General features: G+C 37.4%; 22 protein-coding genes. All 22 read right to left on the reverse strand.

The window, feature by feature from the left end; genetic code table 11:
- Positions 1-34 precede the first annotated feature (34 nt).
- The 22 genes from M1D60_RS14205 to ylqF all read right to left on the reverse strand — a co-directional run bounded on the left by M1D60_RS14205 (position 35) and on the right by ylqF (position 22110).
- A complete protein-coding gene (locus tag M1D60_RS14205; protein WP_456275496.1) occupies positions 35-628 on the reverse strand; it encodes a MotE family protein in 594 nt (197 codons plus the stop codon).
- Positions 629-636: 8 nt separating this feature from the next.
- Positions 637-1080, reverse strand: a complete 444-nt coding sequence (gene fliJ, locus M1D60_RS14210; RefSeq protein ID WP_456275497.1) for a flagellar export protein FliJ — start codon at positions 1078-1080, stop codon at positions 637-639.
- Positions 1081-1083: 3 nt separating this feature from the next.
- A complete protein-coding gene (gene fliI / locus M1D60_RS14215) occupies positions 1084-2400 on the reverse strand; it encodes a flagellar protein export ATPase FliI (protein ID WP_456275498.1) in 1317 nt (438 codons plus the stop codon).
- Between the two features lie 5 nt (positions 2401-2405).
- A complete protein-coding gene (fliH, locus tag M1D60_RS14220) occupies positions 2406-3176 on the reverse strand; it encodes a flagellar assembly protein FliH (protein ID WP_456275499.1) in 771 nt (256 codons plus the stop codon).
- Positions 3169-4188: a flagellar motor switch protein FliG gene (gene fliG, locus M1D60_RS14225; RefSeq protein WP_456275500.1), complete on the reverse strand. Its 1020-nt coding sequence runs from the start codon at positions 4186-4188 to the stop codon at positions 3169-3171. The genes fliH and fliG overlap by 8 nt, the downstream gene beginning before the upstream one ends.
- An 11-nt stretch (positions 4189-4199) precedes the next feature.
- Complete coding sequence (gene fliF / locus M1D60_RS14230; RefSeq protein WP_456275501.1) at positions 4200-5801, reverse strand: flagellar basal-body MS-ring/collar protein FliF; 1602 nt, start codon at positions 5799-5801, stop codon at positions 4200-4202.
- 169 nt (positions 5802-5970) lie between these two features.
- On the reverse strand, positions 5971-6273 hold the full coding sequence (fliE, locus tag M1D60_RS14235; protein WP_456275502.1) for a flagellar hook-basal body complex protein FliE: 303 nt from the start codon (positions 6271-6273) through the stop codon (positions 5971-5973).
- 17 nt (positions 6274-6290) lie between these two features.
- Positions 6291-6752 carry a flagellar basal body rod protein FlgC gene (gene flgC / locus M1D60_RS14240; RefSeq protein WP_456275503.1) on the reverse strand — a complete coding sequence of 154 codons (462 nt, stop codon included), beginning with the start codon at positions 6750-6752 and terminating at the stop codon, positions 6291-6293.
- A gap of 2 nt (positions 6753-6754) precedes the next feature.
- On the reverse strand, positions 6755-7147 hold the full coding sequence (gene flgB / locus M1D60_RS14245) for a flagellar basal body rod protein FlgB (protein ID WP_456275504.1): 393 nt from the start codon (positions 7145-7147) through the stop codon (positions 6755-6757).
- A 474-nt stretch (positions 7148-7621) separates the two neighbouring features.
- Positions 7622-8401 carry a GTP-sensing pleiotropic transcriptional regulator CodY gene (gene codY, locus M1D60_RS14250; protein WP_456275505.1) on the reverse strand — a complete coding sequence of 260 codons (780 nt, stop codon included), beginning with the start codon at positions 8399-8401 and terminating at the stop codon, positions 7622-7624.
- A gap of 42 nt (positions 8402-8443) precedes the next feature.
- Positions 8444-9844, reverse strand: coding sequence for an HslU--HslV peptidase ATPase subunit (hslU, locus tag M1D60_RS14255; protein ID WP_456275506.1), 1401 nt, complete (start codon positions 9842-9844; stop codon positions 8444-8446).
- A gap of 10 nt (positions 9845-9854) precedes the next feature.
- Complete coding sequence (gene hslV, locus M1D60_RS14260; protein WP_456275507.1) at positions 9855-10397, reverse strand: ATP-dependent protease subunit HslV; 543 nt, start codon at positions 10395-10397, stop codon at positions 9855-9857.
- Positions 10398-10421: 24 nt separating this feature from the next.
- Complete coding sequence (gene xerC / locus M1D60_RS14265) at positions 10422-11324, reverse strand: tyrosine recombinase XerC (protein WP_456275508.1); 903 nt, start codon at positions 11322-11324, stop codon at positions 10422-10424.
- A 64-nt stretch (positions 11325-11388) separates the two neighbouring features.
- On the reverse strand, positions 11389-12693 hold the full coding sequence (gene trmFO, locus M1D60_RS14270) for an FADH(2)-oxidizing methylenetetrahydrofolate--tRNA-(uracil(54)-C(5))-methyltransferase TrmFO (protein ID WP_456275509.1): 1305 nt from the start codon (positions 12691-12693) through the stop codon (positions 11389-11391).
- Positions 12694-12759: 66 nt separating this feature from the next.
- Complete coding sequence (gene topA / locus M1D60_RS14275) at positions 12760-14835, reverse strand: type I DNA topoisomerase (protein WP_456275510.1); 2076 nt, start codon at positions 14833-14835, stop codon at positions 12760-12762.
- Between the two features lie 249 nt (positions 14836-15084).
- Positions 15085-15987, reverse strand: coding sequence for a DNA-processing protein DprA (gene dprA / locus M1D60_RS14280; RefSeq protein ID WP_456275511.1), 903 nt, complete (start codon positions 15985-15987; stop codon positions 15085-15087).
- Positions 15988-16142: 155 nt separating this feature from the next.
- Complete coding sequence (gene sucD / locus M1D60_RS14285; RefSeq protein WP_456275512.1) at positions 16143-17045, reverse strand: succinate--CoA ligase subunit alpha; 903 nt, start codon at positions 17043-17045, stop codon at positions 16143-16145.
- 18 nt (positions 17046-17063) lie between these two features.
- The gene (sucC, locus tag M1D60_RS14290; protein WP_456275513.1) at positions 17064-18224 is read right to left on the reverse strand and encodes an ADP-forming succinate--CoA ligase subunit beta; all 1161 of its coding nucleotides are present in this window, start codon (positions 18222-18224) and stop codon (positions 17064-17066) included.
- A gap of 188 nt (positions 18225-18412) precedes the next feature.
- Positions 18413-18715 carry an EscU/YscU/HrcU family type III secretion system export apparatus switch protein gene (locus M1D60_RS14295; protein WP_456275514.1) on the reverse strand — a complete coding sequence of 101 codons (303 nt, stop codon included), beginning with the start codon at positions 18713-18715 and terminating at the stop codon, positions 18413-18415.
- On the reverse strand, positions 18712-20388 hold the full coding sequence (locus M1D60_RS14300; protein WP_456275515.1) for a hypothetical protein: 1677 nt from the start codon (positions 20386-20388) through the stop codon (positions 18712-18714). Before M1D60_RS14300 ends, M1D60_RS14295 begins: the two co-directional genes overlap by 4 nt.
- Before the next feature lie 18 nt (positions 20389-20406).
- Positions 20407-21177, reverse strand: coding sequence for a ribonuclease HII (locus tag M1D60_RS14305; protein ID WP_456275516.1), 771 nt, complete (start codon positions 21175-21177; stop codon positions 20407-20409).
- Positions 21178-21237: 60 nt separating this feature from the next.
- Complete coding sequence (gene ylqF / locus M1D60_RS14310; protein ID WP_456275517.1) at positions 21238-22110, reverse strand: ribosome biogenesis GTPase YlqF; 873 nt, start codon at positions 22108-22110, stop codon at positions 21238-21240.
- Positions 22111-22196: the final 86 nt, after the last annotated feature.

Here is a 22196-nt window from a genome sequence, read left to right on the forward strand (position 1 = left end):
ATTGTTTCACCTCCCTTCAGATTGAAATGATAAGTTAGGCTTCGTCAGCTAATAACTTTGTGTATTTAGCAGCATCTGCTGGTTCCATCTTTTCTAATATTGCACCTAGTGCCTCTGTAGATAAAGCCTGGAGAATCGTTAGCGCATCTTGGTCCTCTAACTCTGAGAGTATGGAAGCGGCATTTTTAGCTGACATTGATTCATATATTTTTGAAAGTTCTTTTATCGTTTGTTTCGTTTCTTGTTGCTCAGCTTCTTGAGCATTCAATTGTTCCATTAAACGTTCAATCTCAGCATTGAGAGAAGTGATTTCCCCTTCTCGAATCTCAGCTTCCTTTTCAAGTTGTTCCACCATAGCCAATTGTTCATTATTAAGTGCTTCTAGCTCTTCAACATCATGTCTTAGCTTAGCTTCCAGATCTATCTCTTCTTCTTCTTCTACAGGAAGTAAACTAGAAACTCCAGGAATGTGTTGACCGATCTTCAATGCTGTTCCTGTAACGTCGAAACCGGCAAAGGAGAGAACAACTACTGAAACAATAACAGCAAAGAGAAGTGGGATTACGCCGACAAAAAGAAACCACTGGAATTTACTTATTAGTTTGGATTCATTTTCTTGAAGCTCCACATGATCACCTAACTTCCTTTGTTCATAAATTGTTGGATGGATATTTCATCCATCAATCTATTATCATCCGCAGTTATAGCTTCTAAAAATTGCGAATACTGCTTTTCTTTTATTTTTTCATACTTTTTCACTTCAATATTCTTCTCTAACAAAACCTGTTCTTGTTCTGTCATTTTTTGTCTGGCATTTAAAACAAGGTTTTGATAGTGGTTAATCGTCTTCTCTAGGTTAGATATAAACTGCTGGTGATGCCTTAATTCCTGCACATTTAAACCAATTGAAATTTGTTCAAGCTGATTTGTTTCTAATTCTTCTTTTTGCTTTAGTGAGTGGTAAAGCTTCTCAGCTACCTCTTCAAACTTTTTAACTGAAAGCTGATATAATTCCTGAGCTCGTTGCTTTTCAGTTTCTTTTATTGAAAGGATCTTTTGAAATTTATAAGAAAAAGACATTTATTATCCACCCGCTCCAATCAATGACTTCAGCATCTCAATGCTTTCATCTCTAGTGATTGGCTCATGAGTTCCTTGCTTTAAAAACGAAATAATTTGAGGATAGTAACGAATTGCCTCATCAATTTCCCTCGAAGAGCCACGCTTATAGGCACCAATGTTAATTAGATCCTCTGAATTGATGTACGTTGATAAAAGTTCTCTTAATTTCTCTGCAGAAACCTTATGCTCAGGTGTAACAATATGATTCATTACACGACTAATACTTTTCAATACATTTATAGCTGGAAATTGCCCTTTATTAGCAAGCTGTCGGTCCAGCACAAAATGTCCATCTAAAATACCTCGAACAGCATCAGCAATTGGTTCGTTCATATCATCGCCATCAACTAGAACTGTATAAAATGCAGTAATCGTACCTAAATGATTAGTGCCTGTGCGCTCAAGTAACTTCGGTAGGATTGCAAATACAGAAGGTGTATACCCTTTCGTCGTAGGTGGTTCACCTACAGCTAATCCAATCTCACGTTGTGCCATAGCTACACGTGTAACAGAATCCATCATGAGCATCACATTTAAGCCTTTATCTCTAAAATACTCAGCAATGGCAGTCGCGGTATAAGCACCTTTTATTCTCATTAAGGCTGGTTGATCAGAAGTTGCAACAACAACGATGGAACGTTTTAACCCTTCTGGTCCGAGGTCTCTCTCGATAAACTCTCGTACCTCACGACCACGCTCTCCAATCAAAGCAATGACATTTAAATCGGCTGTTGTATTTCTAGCAATCATCCCAAGTAATGTACTTTTACCTACACCACTACCTGCAAATATACCAACACGTTGTCCCATCCCTACAGTCAATAGAGAGTCAATGACACGTACACCAACATCAATACTTTCTTCAATCGTAGGTCGTTCCATTGGGTTTGGTGGGGATTGATCAGTTCCAACATTTGATAGTCCTTTAGGTAGTAAACTTCCATCTAAGGGTAATCCTAATGAGTCTACTACTTTTCCAATCAATCCACTTCCGACCTTGACTTGTAAAGCTTTTGACGTTGCTTCTACAATGCTTCCTGGTGAAATATCATTAATATTCGTGAAAGGCATGAGAATAACAAACTCATCTCTGAAACCAACGACTTCAGCAATAACCTTTCTTTTTTTCTTAGTGCCGATGTAAATGTGACATACATCTCCAATAGAAGCTTCCGGTCCCTGAGATTCAATCATTAATCCTACAACTCTAGCAACCTTACCAAATCGCTTATAGGAATCTATATTTTCAATTTCATTCAAAAGCTCTATCGCCTTCATGGAGTTTATTCCTCCTCTATTAACTCAAGAAGCTTGACCTTTATTTCATTAAGCTGACTGTCAACACTTGCATCGATTCGACCAAAGGATGATTCTATTAAACAAGCTGTTTCTGATAGCTCTTCATTGGGATAAATATACAAACTCTTATCCCCATTAAAAAGAGCTTTTAACTCATCCTTTTGAGCAAGGACAAGCTCGAACATGTTTGGATGAACTAAAATATTGATATCTCCATAGTCCTTCACTTCTTTAATTGCATGCTTAACAATTTGTATAAAATCAGTTTTTGTTTCATTTAAATGAACTTTCAAGATTTTTTCAGCAACTTTAATTCCTAGCTTTAAGATTGTATCTTCTGCTTGCTCAACATGCTGTGTGTAATCCATTTTTGCTTGGTTTACGATATGGCTAGCTTGTGAAATAACACTAGAATACTGATCAAGTGCAGCCTGTTCACCTTGCTGAAGTCCCACATGGTAGGCTTCCTCTTGTACAGTTCGAGCTAAGTGTTCTTTTTCAGTTTCCCACCCAGATCTGAGATGGTTAATTTGCTCCTCTGTTTGTTGAAGCATAGCATTAGCCTCGTTAATCATCGCATCAGACTGGGCCTTAGCATTAGCTAAAAGAGCCTCTGCCTCTTGATTTGCTCTGAGAAGAGTAAGCTCAGGTGATATTTCCTCACTGCTAGGGGAAACCATAACCGGCTGTAACCTAATGATTCTTTTGTCCTCTTCTTGCGGTTTCACATAATGGGATTTGATTAGCCTAGACAATAATATCATCTCCTCCACCACGTGCAATAACGATTTCACCAGCTTCCTCTAGACGTCTAATAATCGCAACAATTCTAGATTGAGCTTCTTCTACATCACGCAAACGAACCGGCCCCATGAATTCCATTTCTTCCTTAAAGGTATCAACCATTCGTTTAGACATGTTACTAAACACAATTTCCTTAACCTCTTCACTAGCAACTTTAAGTGAAAGCATAAGATCAGCATTCTCAACATCACGAATAACACGCTGAATGGCACGGTTATCAAGAGTAACGATGTCTTCAAATACGAACATACGCTTCTTAATTTCTTCAGCAAGCTCTGGGTCCTGAATTTCAAGTGCATCTAAAATCGTACGTTCTGTAGTTCTATCTACTCCATTTAATACTTCAACAACAGCCTCAACTCCACCGGTTTGGGTATAGTCCTGTGTAACTGTTGCAGAAAGCTTTCTCTCTAAAATTTGTTCAACTTCATTAATGACTTCCGGAGAAGTACTATCCATTAAAGCAATCCTTTTTGCAATATCTGCTTGCATTTCCTGAGGTAGCTCAGATAATATCTGTCCAGCCTGTGCTGGATCGAGATATGACAATACTAGAGAAATTGTTTGTGGATGTTCATTTTGGATAAAATTCAATATTTGGGCAGGATCAGCTTTTCTAGCAAAATCAAAAGGCTTAACCTGCAATGAAGAGGTCAAACGGTTAATGATGTTTGCTGCACTTTCTGGACCTAATGCTTTTTCCAATACCGTTTTAGCATAGGAGATCCCACCCTGTGATATATAATCCTGGGCTAGTGCGATTTGATGAAACTCTTCAAGTACTTCTTCCTTCGAACCACTGTCAACCTTTCTCACTCCTGATATTTCTAGAGTAAGCTTTTCTATCTCTTCTTCTGATAGATGACGATAGACGGATGCGGATACATCCGGCCCTAACGAAATGAGAAGGATAGCAGCTTTTTGTCGGCCAGATAGCTCACCTTTATTATCTTTTCTCGCCATTGTCTATCCTCCTACTCTTCAGCAATCCAAGATCTCAATAGCTTTGCAAAATCTCCAGGATTGTCCTTCGCTAGTTTTTCTAATTGTGTTTTAATCACGTCCGAAGCATTTTCCTTTTCATCATTAATATCTTGAACCGAAGCAGCTTGGAACGGCTCTTCATAAACCATTTCTTTTTTATCTTTCTTTTTCTTTCTAAATAACAGGAACATTAATAAGAAGATGATAGCTAGTAATCCTCCACCAGCAAAATAAGCCCATAATGGAATCATTTCTGCAGCAGGCGTTTCAAAGTCAACCTTACCATTGAATGTCTGAACCGAAACCGCTACTTTTCCTTGTAACTCTTCATCAGTTAACTCAGGAGTACCTTCCTCCTTAGCAATAGAAGTACGAATAATAGTATTTAGCACTTGTTCAATATCATCTACTGATTGTTGTGGTAATGACGTCGGATCATCAGCTGTAGGCGGTTCAACCATCACTTGAATACCAAGGTCCCTAACCTTATATGGACTTTCTACAATTTCTTTTCTAATCCTATTTACTTCATTATTAATACGTTCCTCAACCTTTTCATAATCACCTGTACCGCCTACAAGCTCACCTGTTGCATAGTTTGGAATATCTGTTTCTCCTGCACCGTCGACACCTGCCTCAACTGCTCCATCACCTGTAAAGGTTTCTGTAATTCGTTCTACACTTACAGCGATTCCTTCCAGATTTTCTGGGTTTACAGGTGTTACAAGGTTTTCCTCACGATTTTCTTGAGCAAAATCAATATCTGCTGTTACAGACACTACTACTTTATCTTGTCCCATCATCATCCCAAGCATTTGCTGAACTTGACGTTGAATATCTCTTTCTACATCCTGCTTGATTTGATATTGAGTTTGCAGGGAATTAGAAGATCCTCCTGCTAAACTCGTATCACCATTATTATTTAGATCAAAATACTCAAACAATTGGTTAGTGATGACGATATTATCTGTAGGAAGATTAGGAACACTCTTGGAAACCAGATTATATAACGCTTGAATTTGCTGCTCTTCGAAACGATAGCCTGGTTTTGTATTTAAAACAATACTTGCCGAAGCAGTTTGTCCTGATTCCGACATCCATACTGATTCTTGTGGAAGGTTAATCATTACCTTCGCATCGTTAACCCCTTCAATGCCCTTCATCAAATTAGCTAATTCGGTTTGCATTGCCTCTAGTTTTAATACATTGAATTCATTGTCAGTCATACCAAATCCAGCATTTTGACTAAAGAAAGAGTAATCGATACTACCACTATTAGGGTATCCTTCAGCAGCTAGCTCGACTTTAAGGGTATCAACAACTTCATTAGGAACAAGAATAGTTGTCCCATTATCAGCTATTTGAGATTGAATTCCTCTCCCATCAAGCTGTAATTTAATTTCACCAACTTCAGCAGCACTCAAATTACTATATAGTGGTGCAAAATCCACTCTTGAGGAAACCGTTGAGACCACTATTATAATTGTAATAAATAATAATAGTGCTCCAATCATCATTCCTTTTTGGCTTGATGAACGATTTTGCCAAAAGCCCTTTGCTTGATTCATTTGTAATTGCATTTTTTCGTTCATTATATTCCCCCGGTTATTATGACGTAACGTGTGCACATAGGTGTAATAACCGCTCCCAGTTATTTTTCTCTTTATCTATATCTTATATTTTCTCTTTATCTATATCTTATATTTTCTCTTTATCTATATCTCATCTATATCTCATCTATATATTCTAATTGGAGTCCAATTAAACTTGCATTCTCATAACTTCTTGATAAGCTTCCACTACTTTATTACGAATTTCCATTGTTGCTTGAAAGGTGATACTACCTTTTTGTGAAGCAATCATAACCTCATGGAGATCAATCTTTTCACCATTTGCTAGTTTGTTTGTAGCTATGTCTGATTGATTCTGCGCCTTATTTACTTGATCGATAGAGTTTTTGAGAAAGTCAGCAAATCTTTGTTGTGACTCAGCAGGTGTTGGTTTAGTCTGAGTTGTTAAATTTGTTGAAAATATTCCTGGTTGGCTTGCAATTTTATTAATCATAATTTAGTCAAAACTCCCTATTTCCCGATTTCTAAAGCTTTCATAAGCATACCTTTATTCGCATTAAAAACTGTTACATTCGCTTCATATGATCGAGTCGCACTCATTAAATCGACCATTTCCTTTAATGGATCAACATTTGGCATCTGAACATAACCCTCAACGTTTGCATCAGGATGTTCAGGGTTATATACAAGCTTGTATGGAGTCTCATCTTCTATGATTCTAGAAACCTTAACACCATTACCGACCGAACTATTAGATGAGCTCTTCATGGCATGATTTAAAACAGAAGAAAAACGAGATGATTCATTCGCTTGAGTAACGACCATTTTTCTTGTATAAGGCTGCCATTCGCCATTTACGAACTTACCTCTTGTCGTATCTACGTTAGCCATATTGGAAGAGATTACATCCATTCGCAATCTCTGTGTAGTTAATGCTGAAGCACTTATATTAAGACCTTGAAAGATTGTCAATTTTACTTACCTCCTGAAATGACCGTTCTAAGCGAGTTAAACTTCCCATTAATTCGCTCAATTAAAGCATTGTAGTATATCTGGTTCTCTGCAAGCTCTGACATTTCCTTATCAATATCAACACTATTACCATTATGGTTATATTGTGAATTTGGTCTTGTCACAACAATTCCTGAGGATTGATTTGTATTGGAGAAATGAAAATGTCTTACGTCCGTTCGTTTTGCCTGCATAGCTGTCTTTAATTCTGTTTGGAAAGAAGGTTTTAACACTTCTTTTGCTTTGTAGTTAGGGGTGTCAACATTTGCAATATTTTGCGCTATCGCACTTTGCTTAAGAGTGGAGTATTTTAGCGAACTTTCAAGGTTATTGATCGTACCTGAAAATAGGTTCATACTGAATCACCTCACTTATTTTTATTATTTTATCTATATAGTCCAACAAAGATGGCTTTTTTGTCTAATTTTGTTTAATATTGTCATGTTAATCCTTTAACATTGTAGAGAATAACAAGACCATTGTCTATGACCTACATCACACTTACCTAAAAATCGTTATTTAGTACTAGATTTTTTATAACTTTTATTCATTAACACAAACCGCTCTACATTCATTATATACAATGTCGAAATTTGTAACATCATTAATTTTAACTAATTCGGTATATTTTTACCAATTCAAGCAGATAATTTGCTTTTTCGACAAATAATGACTCGTATCTATCATCGACGATAAGCTAAAAAAAATCAATATCCTTTAAAATCCATAATGTGAAACACCTTTGATTGAAAACGTTAGATTAAGTATTTAGGTAAAATAAAAAACACCTTATCCAAAAAAGATAAGGTGTTTTCATGTAGTTATATAAATTAACTTGTTTTTAATTTAGAAAGTTCCTGGAGAAATTTATCATTAAGTACTTTTATATATGTACCCTTCATCCCTAGGGAGCGTGATTCAATTACACCCGCACTTTCTAGCTTTCTTAATGCGTTTACGATTACTGATCTTGTGATACCAACTCGATCAGCAATTTTACTTGCAACAAGTAGGCCTTCATTTCCATTTAACTCTTCAAAAATATGCTCAATAGCTTCTAATTCACTATATGATAAAGAGCTAATTGCCATCTGCACAACAGCCTTACTTCTAGCTTCCTCTTCAATTTCCTCGGATTTCTCACGTAAAATTTCCATTCCGACAACAGTTGCACCATATTCACCTAAAATTAAATCATCGTTCAAGAACGGACCAGTAACTCGAGCTAGTATAAGTGTTCCTAAACGTTCACCACCACCAATAATAGGAACAATTGTTGTTAAACCTTTACTAAATAGGTCCTTATTTTCTACCGGAAATGCCGTGTACGGACTATTAATGTCAAGGTTAGAGGATGTTTCTACAATATTAAATAAACCATTCGTATATTCCTCTGGGAATTGGCGATCCTCAAGCATTTTAATCATACGTTCATTTTCAATTTTTTGGTTAATAGCAAAACCTAATAGCTTACCTCTTCTGCTAACAACAAAAATATTTGCTTCAATTACATCACGTAAAGTTTCAGCCATCTCTTTAAAGTTAACAGGTTTACCTGCTGCTCTTTGTAGCATTGCATTAATTTTTCTCGTTTTTTCTAATAATTCCATTTTCCTTGTTCCTCCTATAATGACCCGTGTCCATCTTCTATTCTATAGTATAAATTGACTTAAATCACGATTCTTCGCAATGGTACCTAGTTTTTCTTCGACATATTGAGGAGTAATTACAATCTTTTCTAAAGTTATTTCTGGTGCTTCAAAAGATAAATCCTCCAGTAATCTTTCCATGATTGTATGTAATCTTCTAGCTCCAATATTATCTGTATCTTGATTTACACCATGTGCCACTTCAGCTAGCTTACGAATAGCATCGTCAGAAAATTCAATTTGTATACCTTCTGTTTCTATTAAAGCTATATATTGTTTAATAATCGCGTTGTCAGGCTCAACTAATATTCTTACAAAATCTTCAACAGTCAGTTTTGTTAATTCAACCCGAATAGGAAAGCGTCCTTGTAGCTCTGGTATCAAGTCGGATGGCTTAGCAATATGGAATGCACCTGCAGCTATAAATAAAACGTGATCCGTTTTAACAGGTCCATATTTCGTTACAACTGTTGAACCTTCTACAATCGGAAGAATATCACGTTGCACCCCTTCTCTTGAAACATCTGCTGATCCACCTTGATTTTTACCAGCAATTTTATCAATTTCATCTATAAAGATAATTCCGGTTTGCTCAGCCCTATACACAGCATCTTGAGTGACCTCATCCATATCAATGAGCTTCTGAGCCTCATCATTTGTAAGGACTTTTCTAGCCTCTCTTACAGTCAACTTTCGCTTTTTCTGCTTCTTAGGCATAAAATTACCCAGCACATCCTGCATATTCATGCCCATCTGCTCCATACCAGAACCTTGGAGCATATCGAACATGGATTGTTGTTGTTCTTCAACCTCTACCGTTACAAGTGTATCTTCTAGTTCACCTAAGGCTAATTGATGAGCTACCTGCTTTCTTCTTTGAGAAAGACTTTGCTCATCTTGTTTATCCTCATCATCTTGGTCTGTTTGACCTTGATTTCCACCACCCAACAACATCTCAAACGGGTTTTTAAAAGAGGATTGTTTTTGCTTTGCCGGAACAAGCAACTCTACAAGACGTTTATTTGCATTTGAAAGTGCTTTCTCTTTTACATCCTGCATCTTCTCTTCCTTGACTAGTCGAACCGAAGTTTCTACTAAATCACGTACCATTGATTCTACATCTCTTCCGACATAGCCCACTTCTGTGAATTTCGTTGCTTCAATCTTAATAAAAGGAGCACCAACAAGCTTTGCCATTCTCCTCGCGATTTCTGTTTTACCTACCCCTGTTGGACCAATCATCAAAATGTTTTTAGGTACTATTTCTTCGCGAAGTTTTTCATTTAAAAGCCCTCTACGGTATCGATTCCTTAATGCAACTGCCACTGCCTTTTTCGCTTTTGTTTGGCCAACAATATATTGATCCAGACGCTCTACAATTTGCCGTGGTGTTAAATTCATCATCAGGCCTCCCTTATAGTTCTTCGATTATGATTTGGTCATTCGTATACACACAGATTTCTCCTGCAACCTCTAAAGAGGCTTGTGCAATATCTCTTGCACTCATTGTTGAACCTGCGTGTTTTTTAAGTGCTCTTCCAGCTGAAAGCGCATAATTTCCACCCGATCCAATTGCTAGAATTCCATCATCCGGCTCGATAACCTCACCAGTACCAGATACTAATAGAAGATGCTCATGATTCATAACGATTAACATGGCTTCTAGTCTTCTTAAGACTTTATCACTTCTCCATTCCTTAGCAAGTTCTACAGCTGCTCTTTGAAGATTACCATTATATTCTTCTAAACGTCCCTCAAACTTCTCAAAAAGGGTAAAGGCATCTGCTACAGAACCAGCGAAACCGGCTAGGACTTTTCCTTGAAAAAGCCTTCTAACCTTTTTAGCAGTATGCTTCATCACGACAGCATTACCAAATGTTACTTGGCCGTCTCCAGACATTGCACACTGACCATTATGCTGGATTGCAAAAATTGTAGTTGCATGAAACGTTGACATCTACTTCTCTCCTTTCAAAGATAACTATGCTCTAGGATGGTGATTCATATAGATCGTCTTTAACCTGTCTTTTGTAACATGAGTATAAATTTGTGTTGATGAAAGGTGTGAGTGGCCTAGCAGCTCTTGAACTGTTCGTAAATCCGCGCCTTCATTTAGCATATGCGTAGCAAATGTATGCCTTAGAACATGTGGACTGATTTTCACTGTTAAACTTGCTTCACTAATTAAATCATTTAGAACTAAGCGTACGCCTCTCGGTGTGAGTGAACCACCTCGATAGTTTAAAAATACAGAAGTGTTGCTGGAGTCTCCCTTTAACTGAAGCTCCTTTCTTCCATTTACTATGTACGCCTCTAGTGCATCATTTGCAAAGCTTCCAAACGGGACATACCTTTGCTTTCTACCTTTCCCATGTACAAGGATTGTTCCTAGACTAAAATCAAGATCTGCTAATTCAAGCTTACAGCATTCACTTACACGGATACCAGTAGCATAGAGCAATTCAAGAATGGCCTGATTTCTTTGTCCTAATGGCGTTGATAAATCACTAACTTGAAATAGTTTAGCAAGCTCATCTTGATATAAGAATTGTGGAACCCTTTGCTCTTTCTTTGGTAACGAAACAAGGGCAAATGGATTATCTTTCACAAAATGCTCTCTCATTAAAAACTTGTAAAAGCTCCTAAGACTAGAAATTTTTCTTGCCACCGATTTTCTTGCAAGCTTATGTTTGTATAGCTCTGTTAAATAAATACGAACATCTGTGTATGTAACTTGAGTGACACTATGTAAGGACTGAGAATTCATGAAATGAACAAACTCATCAATGTCCTGTGTATAGTATACGATTGTATAAGGGGAATAGTTTCGCTCAATTTGTAAATATTCTGTAAAACTTTTCATTAATTCTTTCGTTGTAGTCATGCCATCACCTCACAAGGGCGAATAAATCGTAACACAATTTATTCGCCCTTGCAATGAAAATCCGTTATTTTTTTATAAAATTCTGAATTGTTTCCAGTGCCCTTGATGCATACTCTTCATTTCTTGCTTGTTTATTTTTAATTTTTTTATTTAAATCTTTAAACAACCCAAAGTTAGCATTCATTGGTTGGAAATTCTTTGGGTTAGCGGTAGTAATATATCTAGCCATACTCCCTATTGCCGTTTCATGAGGAAATACAACCAATTCTTCTTCAAGTATATAGCTAGCCGCATTCATTCCAGCAACAAGTCCAGAAGCTGCAGACTCGACATAGCCCTCTACACCTGTCATTTGACCTGCAAAGAACAAATCATCTCGTTCAAGAAACTGATAGGTCGGTTTTAACAGCTTAGGTGAGCTAATAAAGGTGTTTCTGTGCATTACACCATATCTCACAATTTCTGCATTTTCTAAACCAGGTATTAAACGGATGATTTCCTTCTGAGCACCCCACTTAAGATGTGTTTGGAAACCAACAATATTATATAATGTCCCAGCTGCGTCATCCTGTCTAAGCTGAACAACTGCATATGGTATTTTTCCCGTTTTCGGATCCTCTAATCCTACAGGCTTCATGGGACCAAATAATAAGGTCTTCTTTCCACGGCCAGCCATTACCTCAAAAGGCATACAGCCCTCAAAAAAGATTTCCTTTTCAAACTCTTTTAGCGGTACAGCCTCTGCTTCCATCACCGCATTATAAAAACGATCAAATTCCTCTTCAGTCATCGGACAATTTAAATAGGCTGCCTCTCCTTTATCATAACGAGATTTCAAATATACCTTGTCCATGTCGATGCTTTCTTTCTCAATAATGGGTGCTGCAGCATCATAGAAATATAGATGCTCTTCTCCGGTTAAGCTTCTAAGCTTTTCCGATAATGGTTGTGAAGTAAGTGGACCAGTCGCAATAATCGTTACACCAGCTGGAATGTCTGTAATTTCTTCATTAAAGACAGTCACATTTGGATGCTCCCTAACAGAGCTAGTTACTAATGCCGCAAACTCATGTCGATCTACAGCTAAAGCTCCTCCAGCTGGAACAGAGCATGCATCAGCTGACTTAATAATAACTGAATTAAGGATGCGCATCTCTTCCTTCAATACTCCTACAGCATTTGTTAAATTATTGGCACGTAAGGAATTACTACAAACAAGCTCAGCAAATTTATCTGTATGATGGGCTGGTGTTTGTTTAACAGGCCTCATCTCAAAAAGATTTACTTTAACCCCTCTATTAGCAATTTGCCAAGCTGCCTCACTTCCAGCAAGTCCAGCTCCAATTACATTTACAACCTTTTCACTCATTACATAAATCCTCCTGGCTATACATGGTAGCAAATAAAACGGAACGATGTGAGTAGACTCACATCGTTATTTTTGTTGATCCTCTTTATAGTCACAATTAATACATTGTACTTGGACGCCTTTTTTGAGCTTCTTTTCAACTAGTAAGGATTCACACTTTGGACACTTTCTAGCAATAGGCTTATCCCAAGAAATAAACTCACATTCTGGATACTGATCACAACCATAAAAGATACGACGTTTTTTACTTTTTCTTTCAATGATTCTTCCTTTTTCACAGTTCGGACAATCTACCCCAGTATCCTTCACGATTGCTTTTGTATGTCGACACTCAGGGAAATTGGAACAAGCCATAAACTTTCCATATCTCCCCATCTTAAAGACCATTTCCTGCCCACATTTTTCACAATCTTCTCCAGCCGGTTCATCTTTTATTTCAATTTCCTGCATCTCTTTTTCTGCTACTTCCAATCTCTTTTCGAATCCTTGATAAAACTCATCAATGATACGAACCCAATCAACGTTTCCATCTTCCACTTCATCTAAACTATTCTCCATTTTAGCTGTGAAATCAAGGTCAATGATTTCCGGAAAAAATTCTGTTACCAAGTTGACAACGATTTCACCTAGCTCAGTTGGTATGAAACGTTTATTGTCTAGAGAAACATATCCACGTTTTTGAATGGTATCCAAGGTTGGCGCATAAGTAGAGGGTCTACCAATACCAGATTCTTCAAGGGTTTTTACTAGTCTCGCCTCTGAATACCTTGGTGGTGGTTGTGTAAAGTGTTGATTTTCTTCAATATCCTTTAGAACCACCTTCTCCCCTTCTTCTAAAGGTGGAAGAATTCGATCCTTTTCCTCATCCTGGTCATCATTACCTTCAACATAAACCTTCATAAAGCCGGGGAACTTAATCTTTGAACCTGTTGCTCTGAAAATAACCCCGCTATTTTCCATATCAACCGTCATGGTATCCATGATAGCTGGTGCCATTTGACTAGCAATAAATCGTTCCCAAATCAATTTGTACAATCTTAGCTGATCACGAGATAAAAACTGTTTCATTTCAGCTGGAGTTCGCTGTGCGGAAGTAGGACGAACCCCTTCATGGGCATCTTGTGTATTCTGGTTCTTCTTTCCAGCCTTTGTCTCTGTTGATAAGTATTCCTTACCATAAGTTGAACTAATGTATTCCGTTGCTTCCTGTTTTGCAGTATCAGAGATTCTTGTTGAGTCTGTTCTCATATATGTAATCAATCCAACAGTACCCTCTTTACCAAGGTCAATTCCTTCATAAAGCTGTTGAGCAAGCATCATCGTCTTCTTAGCTCTAAAGTTAAGCTTCCTTGCCGCCTCTTGTTGAAGAGAAGACGTAATAAACGGAACTGCAGGGTTACGCTTTCGTTCCCTTTTATTAACCGATACAATAGTAAATGTATTTCCGTTTAGCTTTGCACGAATAGCATTAACTTCTTCTTTTGTTTTAAGGTCTGCCTTCTTACCATCTATACCGTAAAAATCAGCTTCAAGCACTTCTTTATTTTTAACAAAGTCTGCTTTAATACTCCAATATTCTTCTGGTACAAAAGCCTTTATTTCTTTTTCACGTTCAATAATTAAGCGTACAGCAACGGACTGAACTCTACCCGCACTTAGCCCCTTTTTCACTTTTTTCCATAATAATGGGCTAATGTTATACCCCACTAAACGATCTAAAATACGTCTTGCTTGTTGTGCATCAACTAAGTCCATATTAATCGCACGTGGATGCTTAAAAGACTCTTTAATCGCATCCTTTGTTATTTCATTAAATACAACACGACAATCAGATGTTATATCTACATCGAGTGTATGTGCTAAGTGCCAAGCAATTGCTTCCCCCTCACGATCCGGGTCAGCTGCGAGATAAATTTTCTTTGCCTTTTTAGCAGCAGTCTTTAACTCTTTTAATACAGGGCCTTTTCCCCTAATTGTTATGTACTTAGGTGAGTAGTGATCTCCTACTTCAACACCCATTTGACTTTTTGGTAAGTCCCGTACATGTCCCATTGATGCCTTTACTTTATATTTTTTTCCTAAGTATCGTTCAATCGTTTTAGCCTTTGCAGGCGATTCTACAATTACTAAAAAATCTGCCATATTTATTTGCTCCTCCTTAAGAGGTAATAGTATAAGAAATTATTGTATGAAATCTTCACTTATATTAAATACTGATCTACTATTTGTCAAACGAAATTAGATAATTTTGCTAAAATCAAATGTAGATCTTCTCGTTTTATACGCTAATCTTCTATTATATTACTCTGCTTGTGAATATCATTTTAAGTCTGGTATTGAATTTTCACTTTATTAACCTTGTCGGTCATTTCAAGAAGAAAATTACAGTCTTTACATACTTGTGGTTAATAATTGGTACCTAAGTTCCGTTATTACATCATCAGGGGAGAGAACCATTTTAGCTCCTTCTTGGATTAGAAGATTTGTCCCATTGGAATATTCAGAATCAATGGGCCCTGGTACCGCAAAAACTTCACGGTTTTGTTCAAGAGCAAGGTTCGCTGTAATTAATGAGCCACTTCTCTCTTTTGCTTCGATGACCATAGTACCTAATGATAAACCACTAATAATTCTATTTCTCGCAGGGAATTGCCATTTATTTGGCTTTCGGTCTGGCGGATACTCAGACATTAATAAACCTTTCTGAATGATTGCATGAGCTAATTGTTCATTTTCTTTCGGATAAATACAATTAAAACCAGAACCTAAAACAGCAATTGTTTTCCCATTATTTAAAATGGTAGCCTCATGGACCCTCGAATCTATTCCCTTTGCAAGTCCACTAACAGTGATCCAATCCTGTTTAGTGAATGTACTTACAAAATAGTCAGTCATTCTTTTACCATATGATGTTGGGTTTCTAGTACCTACGATTGCGAGCATTTGATTACTAAGTAATATATCACGATTCCCCTTTACATATAACACCCATGGTGGATTAAATATTTGTTTTAGGGATTCCGGGTACCTAGAGTCTATCCAAGTTATGCACTGAATATTTTGATTTTTATATTTTTCTAGCATACTTGCTATTGTAACAGAATGCAAATTTTTGTAAATTGCTTGGATTTTTTCTAAAGGAAGATGGTATTGAAGTTTTTGGTGAAGTTGAGATGGAGAAAGTTGATAAAGGATTGATAAAGTGGGGTCTGCTTTAATAAGCATCTGAATAATGGACCAGGTTGCTTCTTCACATCTATGGAGATGAAGTAATCGTTCAGAAGATGTGTTCATTGTTTACCTCCTATTAAATTTTTATTTTTTGGCTTGATTTCAGTTTGGATTCTTGTGTCCTTCCACTTCAATCCACTCTGCTAATAAAACACTGTACTTAACACAAACATTTTTATAGAATAAGTAGCCCCTAAATAGGAGCTACTTTTTAATAATTAATGAGTTTTACATTGCTCGTAGATTCCGCGTTCTTTTAGAACGGAAATAAGCGTTTCACCCATAACTGATGGTGTGTCAGCTACTTGAATTCCACATTCATTCATAACACGAATTTTTTCGTCTGCTGTACCTTTACCACCAGAAATAATCGCACCAGCATGGCCCATACGCTTTCCTGGAGGTGCTGTACGTCCACCGATGAATCCTACAACAGGCTTCGTCATATTTGCCTTCACCCATTCAGCTGCTTCTTCTTCAGCTGTTCCACCGATTTCACCGATCATAATAACAGCATACGTATCTTCATCTTCATTAAATGCTTTTAATACATCGATAAAGTTTGTTCCGTTAACTGGGTCTCCACCGATACCAACCGCAGTAGATTGACCAATACCAGCTTGTGTTAATTGGTGAACAGCTTCATAAGTTAGTGTTCCAGAACGAGAAACTACACCTACGTGCCCTTTTGTATGAATATAGCCTGGCATAATTCCAATTTTACACTCATCAGGAGTAATAACACCTGGGCAGTTCGGTCCTACTAGGCGAGTCTTTTTACCTTCCATATAACGCTTAACCTTAGTCATATCAAGAACTGGAATATGCTCAGTGATACAAATAACAAGATCTAACTCAGCGTCTACACCTTCCATGATTGCATCTGCAGCAAATGCAGCTGGAACATAAATAACAGAAACGCTAGCACCTGTTTTTGCAACAGCTTCTGAAACTGTGTTGAATACAGGTACTCCTTCCACTTCAGTTCCACCTTTACCAGGAGTAACCCCACCAACAATCTTTGTACCGTATTCAAGCATTTGCTTTGTATGGAAAGCTGCAGTTGAACCTGTAATACCTTGTACGATTACCTTCGTGTCTTTATTAACAAATACGCTCATGTTTGTCCCCTGCCTTTCTTATCCTACTAGTGATACAATCTTTTGTGCGCCGTCAGCCATAGAATCAGCTGCAACAATATTTAAACCAGATTCAGCAAGAATTTTCTTACCTAAATCAACGTTAGTTCCTTCTAAACGTACTACTAAAGGTACACTTAATTGAACTTGCTTAGCGGCTTCCACAACACCAGTTGCAATAATGTCACATTTCATGATCCCACCAAAGATATTAACAAAAATACCTTTAACGTTTTGATCTGAAAGTATGATTTTAAATGCTTCTGTAACCTTTTCCGCCGTTGCACTACCACCAACATCAAGGAAGTTAGATGGGCTTCCACCGTAATGCTTGATAATGTCCATAGTAGCCATTGCCAGACCGGCACCGTTTACCATACAACCAATATTCCCATCTAATGAGATGTAAGCAAGGTCATACTTAGAAGCTTCAACTTCTTTTGGATCTTCTTCTTCTAGATCGCGGAATTCTAAAATATCCTTATGACGATATAGGGCATTAGAATCAAAGTTTAGCTTTGCATCAAGAGCCATTACATCACCATCACCAGTTACAACTAGTGGGTTAATTTCAGCAATTGAGCAATCTTTTTCAACAAATGCTGTATAAAGGCCCATCATGAACTTAACAGCTTTACCAACTAGTTCTTTAGGGATGTTAATGTTGAAAGCAATTCTTCTTGCTTGGAAGCCTTGTAGACCTACAGCAGGATCAATTACTTCTTTGAAGATCTTTTCAGGAGTAGCTTCAGCCACTTCCTCAATCTCCGTTCCACCTTCTTCAGATGCCATTAAAACAACACGTGAAGTAGCACGATCAAGTACTAGCCCAACATAATATTCTTTTTTAATGTCGCAGCCTTCTTCAATCAGTAAACGCTTTACTTCCTTACCTTCTGGGCCTGTTTGGTGAGTAACTAATGTTTTACCTAGAATTTCGCTAGCATATGTACGAACTTCATCTAAGTTTTTAGCTACCTTAACGCCACCAGCTTTTCCACGTCCACCTGCATGAATTTGTGCTTTTACTACACACACCTGTGTACCTAATTCTTTTGCAGCTTCTACAGCTTCTTCAACAGTAAAAGCAACTCTTCCATTTGGGACTGAAACCCCATATTTTCTGAGGACCTCTTTACCTTGATACTCATGGATATTCATTTTTCATCCTCCTATCATTATGTAACAAAAATAATAGACTGCGTTTTCATTGTATTAAATGAGAAGAACCTTGTCTAGCATAACCGACTAATTATTATACAAGTAGTCGATTTCTAAAAATTCAATCAAATAATCCAAAGCAAGAATTGCAGCTTTATCCAACTAGAAATTCCCTATATTCAAAAAACCTATTCAGAGCGAATAGGTTTTTGATGCTGCTGGTCAACACGGTATACAAACGCAAACACTTCAGCTACAGCTTGATAAAGTTCTTCAGGAATGGATTCATTTATTTCAAGTTGACTTAATAACTCAACTAAAGAGGTGTCTTCTTGAATAGGGACATTATTTTCTTTAGCCTTTTGGATAATATTTTCTGCGGTAAGTCCTTTTCCCTTTGCTACCAACTTAGGCGCGCCATTTTTAATAGGATCATAGGAAAGAGCTAAAGCCTCTTTACGTTTTTCTGAATTTTTGTCATCTTTCATCATATTTTAATATCCACTCCCTGATATTTCTCTTGTTGGAGCTTATACTTAGCTGCAGTTAGTTGTGTTAGCTCCTTTTTTACTGAGGAGTTTGAAACAATTACAGAAGACAATACATAGTCTAAGGCTGCTAATTGCTCTTTTAACGGCATATGCTGGTCACCTACGCTAGTTTCCAACTGATCTGTATCATTGATAATAGATATACTAATGACCCTATTTTGAACCTGCATATCAATGACAGTCTCGTTAATATTCTCTAAATCCAGATAGAATAAAATTCGGCAGAAGCTTGGGTCAATTTGACCATCCTTATTCTTCCTTCCACTCCATTGAAGGGTAACATCCGATAGTTTATTCCCTAAAGAAACAGGGAACTGCATATAAAGCTGCTGTAATGGGCCATTTGATTCTTGAGAAAGAAGCTGAATCCCTGTTAATCGATGAAGAAGTGGCTCAAGCTCTTTACTATTCGACCCTAATTCATAACTAGCACTAATGAGTAGTGATTTAAGTGATTCAACCTTTTCGGGAGCATCACTTCCGATCTTAGTAAAAGCAGTAACATCTTTTTCGTGCTCAACACCCATTAACTGAATCATGTGTTTAAACAGCTGCTTTACTTCATTACCAGCTTCTAGCGGACTAGTCTTCATTGCACCCATTTGATCTATTAGGTTTTTAAGAAGTTGAATATCTTCAGTACGAGTCTGTGTTTGTGTAAGGCCTGATAAACTCTTAGACAATGCAACTATTTCATCAGGAAGTTTAATTATTTGGGACGCGGTAAGCATCTTAGTGATCTCAGTTTGGATCTTAGCCTTATTTGATAAATTAAGCTCAGGCTCAATTATTCCAGCTTGATCTCCACTTGTTCTTTGAGCCGTTAACATCGTTTGTTCAGCAGAAGAATTTTTTGGTAGGACATTGAGATCTGTTAGTAAGCGGAAAGCAGCTTCTTTTGTATTGGGAGTACTTTTCGGTGAAACCCATTGCTCTACTAAAGCATCTAATGCTCTTTGACCACTTTTAAGTGAACTCCCCTCAAAAAGCTTGACCATAAATTCCCTTAGTTGAACCACTGACTCTGAATTTGAATGCCGGGGGTGATCAAGCACTTTCATCACATTCTCAATCTGCGTTGAGAGACTTGACGGATTTTGAAAGGCGACCATCGCCTTATAAGACTCCTTAGTAAACGGTAGATTCTTGTTTATTAACATTTCAAGGGCTACCATTCCAACTGATGGCTGCTTTGTCTCTTTTATCCACTGTGATGCACTCACTAGCTGTTCCTTTGTGAAAGGTAGATTGGATGATAGTAAAAATTGAAGAAGCTGAGTATTTAGTTTTGTATCTGGAAGTTGAAACTGCCCAAGTAATGAACTTATTGAATCCTTTGCTCCAAGCTGATTCATGATCTTCGGATCAAGCACCTTTAGCACTAATTCATTGTTCTTAAGTTGTGCCTCGAACCAATATCTTTGATTGGCCTCAATCGGAGCTTCAATTTGAGCGTGTAATCTAAGGGAACCCACTTGAACTAAAGCAGTGTTAGTAGGAAAAAGCTTTTCAACTTTTCCATGAATGACTTGTCCAGGTCTAATTGATAGGTTAGTTGGTTTCTGGACTCGATCACCACTAAGTAAAGATTGGATCATATGAGTAGGATTCATATTGTCATCTCCTTCCCTTTAACGGCTTGCAACCTCTTGTATAGGGGCAAATGAGCGGCGGTGCTCTGAAATGATACCGTAAGTTGAAATTGCTTCTAAATGTTGTTTGGTTCCATAACCCATATGCTGTTCAAAACCGTATTCTGGATGAGCTTCTGCTAACTTTTTCATATAACGATCCCTAGTTACTTTAGCTACAATTGAACTTGCTGCTATAGAAACGCTGTTTTGATCACCTTTAATAATAGATTTCTGTGGTAGGTTTACTTCCAGTTTCATAGCGTCAATTAATAGATAATCAGGTGAAGGATTAAGTTTAGTTATTGCCTCTTTCATTGCTAATTTTGTTGCCTCATATATATTAACTCGGTCAATTTCATGAGCATTGATGAAGCCAATTCCGATGCTAATCGCTGTATCCTGAATAAGCTGAAAATAATATTCTTTTTTCGTATCGTTTAATTGTTTAGAATCATTAATTCCCAGGAGCTCTATTTGTCTTGGCAAAATCACAGCTGCAGCAACTACCGGCCCTGCTAGAGGTCCTCTCCCCACCTCATCAACTCCTGCAATGAGAATATAACCTTCTTCATGAAGCTGCTTTTCATATGTAGTCATTTTTGCCCATTGTTTTTGTTGATTGACTAACTCTTCCTGTCGCTTTTCATATTGCGCGACTAGCTTTATGACGCCTTTTCTGGAATCCTGTTTGAGTTTTTTTATTAATTTTTTATCTAATGAATGATCGTTTAATAGCTTCGCAATCTCATTAATCGAGTAATCTCTCATTGTTATACACTCCCTATCTTTATATCGGAGTTTTTCACAAAAAATAAAGACCTGTTTAAATTAAACAGGTCTTTCCTCCCCTATCCAGTCACTAGGTGCTTCAAAGGTTAAATTTCCAAGTCTACCGGCCCTAATCTCTCTTAGAACAAGCTCAGATGTCTTATCATAGTCGATTTGGCCTCCGCCCATTAAACAGCCTCTACGCTTTCCAATCTCATCGAACAGATCAACAATATCTTCAGGTATTTCCTTCAGGTCGTATCTTTCTTTTAATTCATTTGGATAATGAGCTGTTAGAAAGCGTAGTGCATATACGGCTACTTCCTGTAAATTAATAATGGTATCCTTTATTGCTCCTGTCGTAGCTAACCTAAGTCCAACTAGTTGATCCTCAAATTTAGGCCATAGTATCCCAGGTGTATCAAGAAGTTCTAGTTCTTTTCCTACCTTAATCCATTGCTGAGCCGTTGTCACACCAGGGCGGTCACCCGTTTTCGCGATATTTCGTTTTGCCAGTTTATTAATGAGTGTTGATTTCCCAACGTTTGGTATTCCAATGATTAACACACGAATCGCTCTGGGGTTTACACCTTTCGCTCTCATTCTTTCCCATTTTTCATGAACAAGTTCCTGACAGCCAGTAATAATTTGCTTCAGGTTCTTTCCTGATTGCGCATCAATGGCTAATGTCTTAATTCCCTTACTTTGAAAATGCTGAATCCATTCCTTTGTTTTTCTGTCATCAGCTAAATCTGCCTTATTAAGTAGCATTAACCTTGGTTTAGCCGAAACAATTTCGTCAATCATTGGATTTCTTGAAGAATTTGGAATTCTAGCATCTGCTAATTCTACCACTACATCTATAAGCTTAAGCTTCTCCTGCACTTGACGTCGTGCTTTTGCCATATGTCCTGGAAACCATTGTATTGTCATGACCTCACCACCTTGAAATATAGTTTTTAAATTTATTGTTAATCGTATTCATACATGAACTTTTTAAGTTTATCTCACCAATAAAG

This window comes from Bacillus sp. AK128 (genome assembly GCF_053903075.1).